The organism is Bradyrhizobium sp. CCBAU 11386 (assembly GCF_028128955.1).
GTDB lineage: Bacteria > Pseudomonadota > Alphaproteobacteria > Rhizobiales > Xanthobacteraceae > Bradyrhizobium.
Map to the genome: position 1 here is coordinate 113,970 of NZ_LBKA01000008.1, position 7,500 is coordinate 121,469.

Annotated in this window: 3 protein-coding genes and 1 pseudogene; 3 read left to right on the plus strand and 1 reads right to left on the minus strand. The window is 61.5% G+C overall.

Annotated features, from left to right (window positions below; all coding sequences use genetic code 11):
* Positions 1–4 precede the first annotated feature (4 nt).
* Positions 5–5,701, plus strand: coding sequence for a non-ribosomal peptide synthetase (locus XI09_RS03045; protein WP_271565603.1), 5,697 nt, complete (start codon positions 5–7; stop codon positions 5,699–5,701).
* Positions 5,702–5,734: 33 nt separating this feature from the next.
* Here the strand turns inward: XI09_RS03045 and XI09_RS03050 are convergent, their stop codons facing one another.
* On the minus strand, positions 5,735–5,956 hold the full coding sequence (locus tag XI09_RS03050) for a hypothetical protein (RefSeq protein WP_271565604.1): 222 nt from the start codon (positions 5,954–5,956) through the stop codon (positions 5,735–5,737).
* 56 nt (positions 5,957–6,012) lie between these two features.
* On the opposite strand from XI09_RS03050, the gene XI09_RS03055 reads away from it, so the two are divergent.
* Together XI09_RS03055 and XI09_RS03060 are read left to right on the plus strand one after the other, a co-directional pair.
* Positions 6,013–6,366, plus strand: coding sequence for a hypothetical protein (locus XI09_RS03055; RefSeq protein ID WP_271565605.1), 354 nt, complete (start codon positions 6,013–6,015; stop codon positions 6,364–6,366).
* Positions 6,367–6,495: 129 nt separating this feature from the next.
* A pseudogene (locus XI09_RS03060) lies at positions 6,496–6,885 on the plus strand (transposase); the annotation flags it as partial.
* Positions 6,886–7,500 lie beyond the last annotated feature (615 nt).

A 7,500-nucleotide genomic window follows, 5' to 3' on the forward strand; every position in this document is an offset into this window, starting at 1 on the left:
CGTCATGATTGAGCATGCGAGCACGGTGAACCTGCTGCATTGGAGCAGCGACGTGTTTACGGCATCAGAGATCAGCCGCACGCTGTTTGCCACCTCGATCAGTTTTGATCTGTCCGTCTATGAGTGCTTCGTTCCGCTTTCGCAAGGAAGCACGCTTTACCTTGTCGAGAATGCGCTGGCGCTGGCCGAGAGGTCTTTGGATATCTCTTTGATCAACACAGTGCCCTCGGCGATTGCCGCTCTGGTCGACAGGAAAGCAGTGCCGGCTTCGGCCAGCGTCGTCAATTTGGCGGGCGAGTGGCTGACGGCGGAACTGATCGAGAAGATCTTCGCGAGCAGTCGGGTCCAGAAGATTTGTAATCTGTACGCGCCTTCTGAAACCACCACGTACTCAACCTGGATCTGCGTGCGAAGGGGGGACGTTGTCGTTGAGACGATTGGCCGTCCGATTGCGAACACGCGCNTGCAGAAGACGCCATTTGGCTTCGATGTCTCGGCCTGGGAGTTCTTCTGGACCTTGCTTGAAGGGGCAACCCTGGTGCTGGCGCCGCCCGGTGCGCACAGAGATCCCGCTGCATTGGTCGACTTGATCATCAGCCAGCGCATCACGACGGTTCACTTCGTGCCATCCATGCTGGTCAATTTTATGGATGCGAAGAGTGTTGAGAGCTGCAGGTCGCTGCGGCGAGTTTTATGTAGCGGCGAGGCGCTTCCTGCCGCCAGTGTGCATAGGGTTCGGCGCCTCTTGCCTTGGACGGGCCTGCACAATCTGTACGGTCCGACGGAAGCTGCGATCGACGTGACAGCGTGGAGTTGTCCGGATGAGTTTGATGGCGCCATTGTCCCGATTGGCCGTCCAATCGCGAACACGCGGATCTATCTGCTGGACGGTCATGGTGCGCCCGTTCCGTTTGGCGCGGTCGGGGAGCTCTACATCGGCGGGGCGGGGGTGGCGCGCGGCTATCTGAACCGGCCCGAGCTGACCGCGGAGCGGTTCATCGCCAGTCCCTTTGTGGACGGCGACCGGCTGTACCGCACCGGCGATCTGGCGCGCTATCTGCCGGACGGCAATCTGGAGTTTTTGGGCCGCAACGACGACCAGGTGAAGATCCGCGGCTTCCGGATCGAGCCGGGCGAGATCGCGGCGCGGCTTTGCGAGCACCCGTTCGTGCGCGAGGCGGTGGTGGTGGCGCACGAGGGCCCCGGCGGCGAGCAGCGTCTTGTCGCCTATGTGGTGTGCGCGCCGGAAGCAGCTTCGAACGGGCTGGAGGGAAGCGAGCTTGCCGGCGCCTTGCGCGCGCACATAAGTGCGCACCTGCCGGACTACATGGTGCCATCGGCGTTCGTCCGGCTGGCGGCGCTGCCGCTGACGGCGAACGGCAAGCTGGACCGCAAGGCGCTGCCGGCGCCGGGCGCTGAGGCATATGCGCATCGCGCCTATGAGCCGCCGCAAGGCGAGATCGAGACCACGCTGGCACAGATCTGGGCCGAGCTGCTCGGTGTGGAGCGGGTCGGACGCCACGACGACTTCTTCGAACTGGGCGGGCACTCACTGCTAGCGGTGCAGCTGTTGAGCCGGGTCTCGCAGGCCATTGGCTTCACACTTCCGCTGACCACGCTGTTTGCCAAACCGGTGCTGGCCGATCTGGCCGCGAGTATCATGGATGAGTTGAGCCGCTCCGGCGCGCAAGACCTGCCAGCCATTGCGCCGGTGTCGCGTGAAGCGCCGCTTGTGCTGTCGTTTGCGCAGCAGCGGCTGTGGTTTTTGGCGCAGCTGGATCAGAGCAGCACGAACTATCACATTCCACTCGGGTGGCGGCTCAAGGGTGGGCTCGACCGCAGCGCCTGGCAGCGTAGCCTAGACCGTGTGTTGGCGCGCCATGAGGCGCTGCGCAGCGTGTTTGTCGCGCCGGAGGGCAAGCCCTGGGTGGAGCTGCTGCCGGAGGATGCGGGGCTGCCGGTTGTGGAGCACGATCTGCGGGACAGGCCGGATGCGGACGAGGCGCTATTGGGTCTGTGCAGGGAAGAGGCGCGCACGCCGTTCGATCTGGCGCGTGGCCCGCTGATCCGCGGCCGGCTGATCCGGATCTCGGATGAGGAGCACGTCTTGCTGCTGACGCAGCATCACATTGTCTCGGATGGCTGGTCGCTGGGCGTGTTGGCGCGTGAACTCAGTCAGCTGTACCGGGCGTTCGTGGCCGGAGAAGGCGATCCGCTGCCGCCGCTTGCAATCCAGTATCCGGACTATGCCGCCTGGCAACGGCAGTGGCTGTCGGGCGCGCGGCTGCAGCGCCAGGCGCAGTATTGGCGCAGCAATCTGTCCGGCGCGCCGGCCCGTCTGGCGCTGCCGACGGACCGGCCGCGGCCGGCGCAGCAGTCGTTTGCGGGGGCGACAGTCCCGATCGTCATCGATGCGGATCTGACGCGGGAGCTGAAGCGGCTGGGCCCGCAGCAAGGCACGACGTTGTTCATGACAGTGCTGGCGGGGTGGGCTGCGGTGCTGTCGCGTCTGTCGGGACAGGACGATCTTGTGATTGGCGTGCCGAGCGCTAATCGCGGTCGCCGCGAGATCGAAGAGCTGATCGGCTTCTTCGTCAACACGCTGGCGCTGCGGCTGGACCTGTCGGGCGAGCCGAGCGTGTCGGAGCTGTTGGAGCGGACGCGGCGCACGGCCTTGGGAGCGCAGGAGCACCAGGACCTGCCGTTCGAGCAGGTGGTGGAGATCGTGCAGCCGCCCCGGGCTCTTGATCACACGCCGTTGTTCCAGGTGATGCTGGCCTGGCAGAACAACACCGCTGGGACGTTCGACCTTCCTGGGCTGCGTGTGGAGGCGGCGGCAGACGGCTTCGATCAGGTCAAGTTCGATCTGGAGCTGAGCCTTGGCGAGCAGGGCGAGGTGATCGCCGGGACGCTGGGTTATGCCACGGCGCTGTTCGATCGCGCGACCATCGAGCGGCAGCGGGATTATCTGCTGGCGCTGCTGCGGGCGATGGTTGCCGATGCGCAGCAAGCGGTCGGGCGGATTGAGCTGCTGCCAGCCGACGAGCGCGCGTATCTGCTGGAGGAACTGAACCGGACGGCGGTGACGTATTCTGAGCAGCAGTGCATCCATGAGCTGTTTGAGGCGCAGGTGCAAAAAGCGCCGGAGGCGGTGGCGGTGGTCTATCAGGACCAGCGCGTCAGCTATGGCGAGCTCAATGCGCGGGCCAACCGCCTGGCGCATCATCTGATCGGGCTCGGGGTCAGGCCGGACCAGCCGGTGGCGATCTGCGTTGCGCGCAGCGTGGCGATGGTGGTCGGGCTTTTGGCGATCCTCAAGGCGGGCGGGGCGTACCTGCCGCTGGACCCGGCCTATCCGCCGGCGCGGCTGCGGCAGGTTCTCGACGATGCGGCGCCGCGAGTGCTGCTGGCCGATGCAGCGGGGCGATCGGCGCTGGGCGACGATGCGCTACGCGATCTGACGGTGGTGGATCTGGCGGCGTCGCCGGAATGGGCAAATCTGCCGGCGTCGGATCCGGACCCGCGCGCGCTCGGCCTGACCTCGCGCCATCTCGCCTATGTGATCTACACCTCGGGATCAACAGGCACCCCCAAGGGCGTCATGGTCGAGCATCGCGGCTTGGTCAATCTCAGCTTGGCTCAGATCGGGCTTTTTGGCGTTTGTTGCAACAGCCGCGTGGTGCAGTTCGCCTCCTTCGGTTTTGATGCAAGCGCCTCGGAGCTTGCTATGGCGTTTGGTTCGGGAGCCGCATTGCATTTGCCTGCGGATGAGCTCCGTCAAGCGAGTAACAAGCTATCGGATTATCTGCGAAGCGAAGCCATCACGCACGCGACGCTGCCTCCAGCCTTGCTTCAGGGAAGCCAGAAGCTGGAAGGCTTGGAATCGCAAGTTCTCATTCTTGCTGGAGAGCTGCCGAAGGCAGAACTCATCCGGAGTCTGGCTCCAGCATCCATTATCAATGCTTATGGACCTACCGAAGCAACAGTTTGTGCGGCGACCTGGAGTTGCCCCGATGGGTTTGATGGGGCCATTGTCCCGATTGGCCGCCCGATTGCGAACACGCGTGTGTATCTGCTGGATGATCATGGCGGGCTGGTGCCGTTCGGTGCGGTGGGGGAGCTCTGCATTGGCGGGGCGGGGGTGGCGCGGGGCTACCTGAACCGGCCCGAGCTGACCGCGGAGCGGTTCATCGCCAGTCCCTTTGTGGACGGCGACCGGCTGTACCGCACCGGCGATCTGGCGCGCTATCTGCCGGACGGCAATCTGGAGTTTTTGGGCCGCAACGACGACCAGGTGAAGATCCGCGGCTTCCGGATCGAGCCGGGCGAGATCGCGGCGCGGCTTTGCGAGCACCCGTTCGTGCGCGAGGCGGTGGTGGTGGCGCACGAGGGCCCCGGCGGCGAGCAGCGTCTTGTCGCCTATGTGGTGTGCGCGCCGGAAGCAGCTTCGAACGGGCTGGAGGGAAGCGAGCTTGCCGGCGCCTTGCGCGCCCACATAAGTGCACACCTGCCGGAGTACATGGTGCCATCGGCGTTCGTGCGGCTGGCGGCGCTGCCGCTGACGGTGAACGGCAAGCTGGACCGCAAGGCGCTGGCTGCGCCGGACGATGAGGCGTATGCGCATCGCGCCTATGAGCCGCCGCAAGGCGAGATCGAGATCACGCTGGCACAGATCTGGGCCGAGCTTCTGGATGTTGAGCGGGTCGGACGCCACGACGACTTCTTCGAACTGGGCGGGCACTCACTGCTAGCGGTGCGGCTTCTCAGTCGAGCGCTCGATGCCGGGTTCAAGTTTACCGCCGCCGATCTCTTCCAAGCCCCAGTTCTGAAGGAACTTGCATTGAAGGTTCATTTGGAGCCACAGCCCAGTAGTCCGGGAGTGATTTGTGTTCGCGCAACCGGATCGCAGCCGCCCCTGTTCTTTGTTCCCACAGGCTTAGGAGATTGTTCCTATATCCTCAACTTGGTGGAGGAAATGGACGCGGACTGTCCAATCTATGGTCTACCGTGGCCTTCTTTCAGTGAAGTTTGTTCACCAACTCTTGAAACGATAGCCTCGCAAGTCATTCCGGCGATCAGGGAGATACGGTCCCGGGGTCCATATCGATTTGCTGGATACTCATCAGGCGGAATATTGGCTTACGCCATAGTCGAGCACTTACTGAGCCTCAATGAAACTGTCTCATTTATGGCGTTCATTGATGTTACGCTACCCGCAAAGCCAGCCGGCATGACGCCCACCCAGACGGTATGCGAAGTGGTGCTGGAAACTCTTGAACCCCTAGAGGACGAGCACTTTAAACTATTAAAGCGCTTTGCAAGGCACAGTTCAATTGCTCAACTACTTGAGAAGGCTCATCAAATAGGAGCTATACCTCCGGATCACAATAATGCTTTGATGTACGAGAGAATTGAGCAGTTTCAAAGGGCGCTGCAGCTATATCGGGCTCCGTCGCTGCCAATTGAGGTACATCAGTTTTACGCGACGGATTCTTCCGTAAGTTGTCGCGCACGACTAGACAAGAGCTCAATAGCTCCAGAGATGAGCTCGCCGATGCGAGGCTGGGACAGGGTTTTGAGTGCAGCGGCCATTGATACCACACCGATTCCAGGCAATCACGCGACGATGATGAACACTCCAGAAAACCGCAAAGTCCTGGCACGCTCGTTATCAAGAGCCTTAAATAGCTCACCGACGTGATCTGAGGCCGCCGGCGAACTGGACCATTTTTGGTTAGAGTTTTTCGCGATTTCCCCGGCCGGGAGGAGCGAAGAACGATGAAGGCTCGAAGTTTTCGGGCGCCCAGAAGGCGTTCGTTTTGAAGCTCCACTGAAAGTCCTTGAAGCGGCGTGACGGTTGATCGGTCTTCTCGGCCGTAGCCCGGGCCGCCGTCAGTTCGTCCGCGATCATGGCGAGCAGCCGCGTGTTGCGGGCGAACCCGAACAGATAATCCACGGGTTGTCCTCGCACCACGCCATCAGCGGCTCGCGCGCAAAGGTATACCGTTTGAAGTGAACGACGATCTTCTGCACGCAATTCTTAAACTCCACTTTGATGATGTCCGGCCTGAGGAGCACACCCCGAGTTTCGCCGGAAATGCCTCAAGGGTCGACTTTTACCTCCCTGCCGAACGTATCCTGGTCGAGGCCAAGATGACGAGAAGCAGCCTTGGTCAAGAGGAAGTCACGGATCAGTTGATCAACGACGTCGCGCGATATTCCAAATTCGATGGAATCGATACGCTTGTTTGCCTAGTGTTTGATCCAGACCGTCGGTACAAAAATCCCGATCGCGTAGAGAACGATGTGCAGGGCACCGGTAGCCGACTAACCGTGCGGGCTATTGTTTGCCCGAAAGGCCTATGAGGGGTTGGAGCCCTAACATTACAGTCGTAGTTTTTGTTGCGCGCGCTCGCGAGTTCTGACTCGATGTATCACCATGATTCGATCTCAATCATGGACGACGGGCGCGTCGATCGAAACGGTGCTGGAGTTGTGGCGACGTCGCTTCGGGACGGTCTGATCGCGCCGCTTGTTCTGGACGGTCCAATGGATGGCGACGCTTTCCTGGCCTACGTCGAGCAATTGCTCGTCCCATCGCTGCGGCCGGGCGATACCGTTATCATGGACAACTTGCCCGCTCACAAGGTCCATGGCGTTCGAGAGGCCATCCAGGCGGCCGGAGCTAGCCTGCTCTATCTTCCGTCCTACAGTCCAGACTTCTACCCGATTGAAATGGCCTTCTCCAAACTGAAAGCGCTGTTGCGGGCCGCCGCAGCGCGCACCATGCCCGATCTCTGGCAAGCAATCGCCAACGCTCTCAAACGCTTCTCACCCGAGGAATGTCAAAATTATCTCGTCGCGGCTGGTTACGACGCAACGTGATCGGAAAACGCTCCAGGAGCTGGGAGCGATGCGCGTCCAATTCTTACCCTACGCCTCATTAGCGAGCGTTCCGTTTCTCTTTCGGTGACGGTTGCTTCCTAGGCGGGTCTGCTCCCTTTCATCGCGACTCTCCGCTGCCGCGATCGGCAGTCGGACTGAAGTGACGAGCGGGCGGCGAACGCAATCGCAGCTCCCGATGACCCTAAATTCTTCTGTGCGCAGGTCAGGTTTAGGTCAGGTGCAGGGGATATGTTCGATGGCAGAGCGCGTACGATTGTTCAAAAAAGCAGATCCGCGCTTGCCGGTTATGTGAGTTGCGCGTAGGGCGCAGCGTATGACGAAACAAAGTCATTTAAGGCGGCGGCACCGTGTACCTTACGTTGTGGTCGGCGCATTCTCGATTGCATGGGAGACGGAATTTGACGGGAATTGACCGAGGCGGGAATGCGCCCAGTGGACCAGACGCGCACTGGTCCCGTGATGAATCAGATCTTCGCGATGGAAGAGATGGTTCGGCGTTTCGTTCTGTCGTGAAGCGCTTGCGCTCTGAAACTCAAGATTCAGGGGGCTCCTCCGCTCAAAGGCCACCTTCGGCCGGGGATGCCTGGGGCCGGA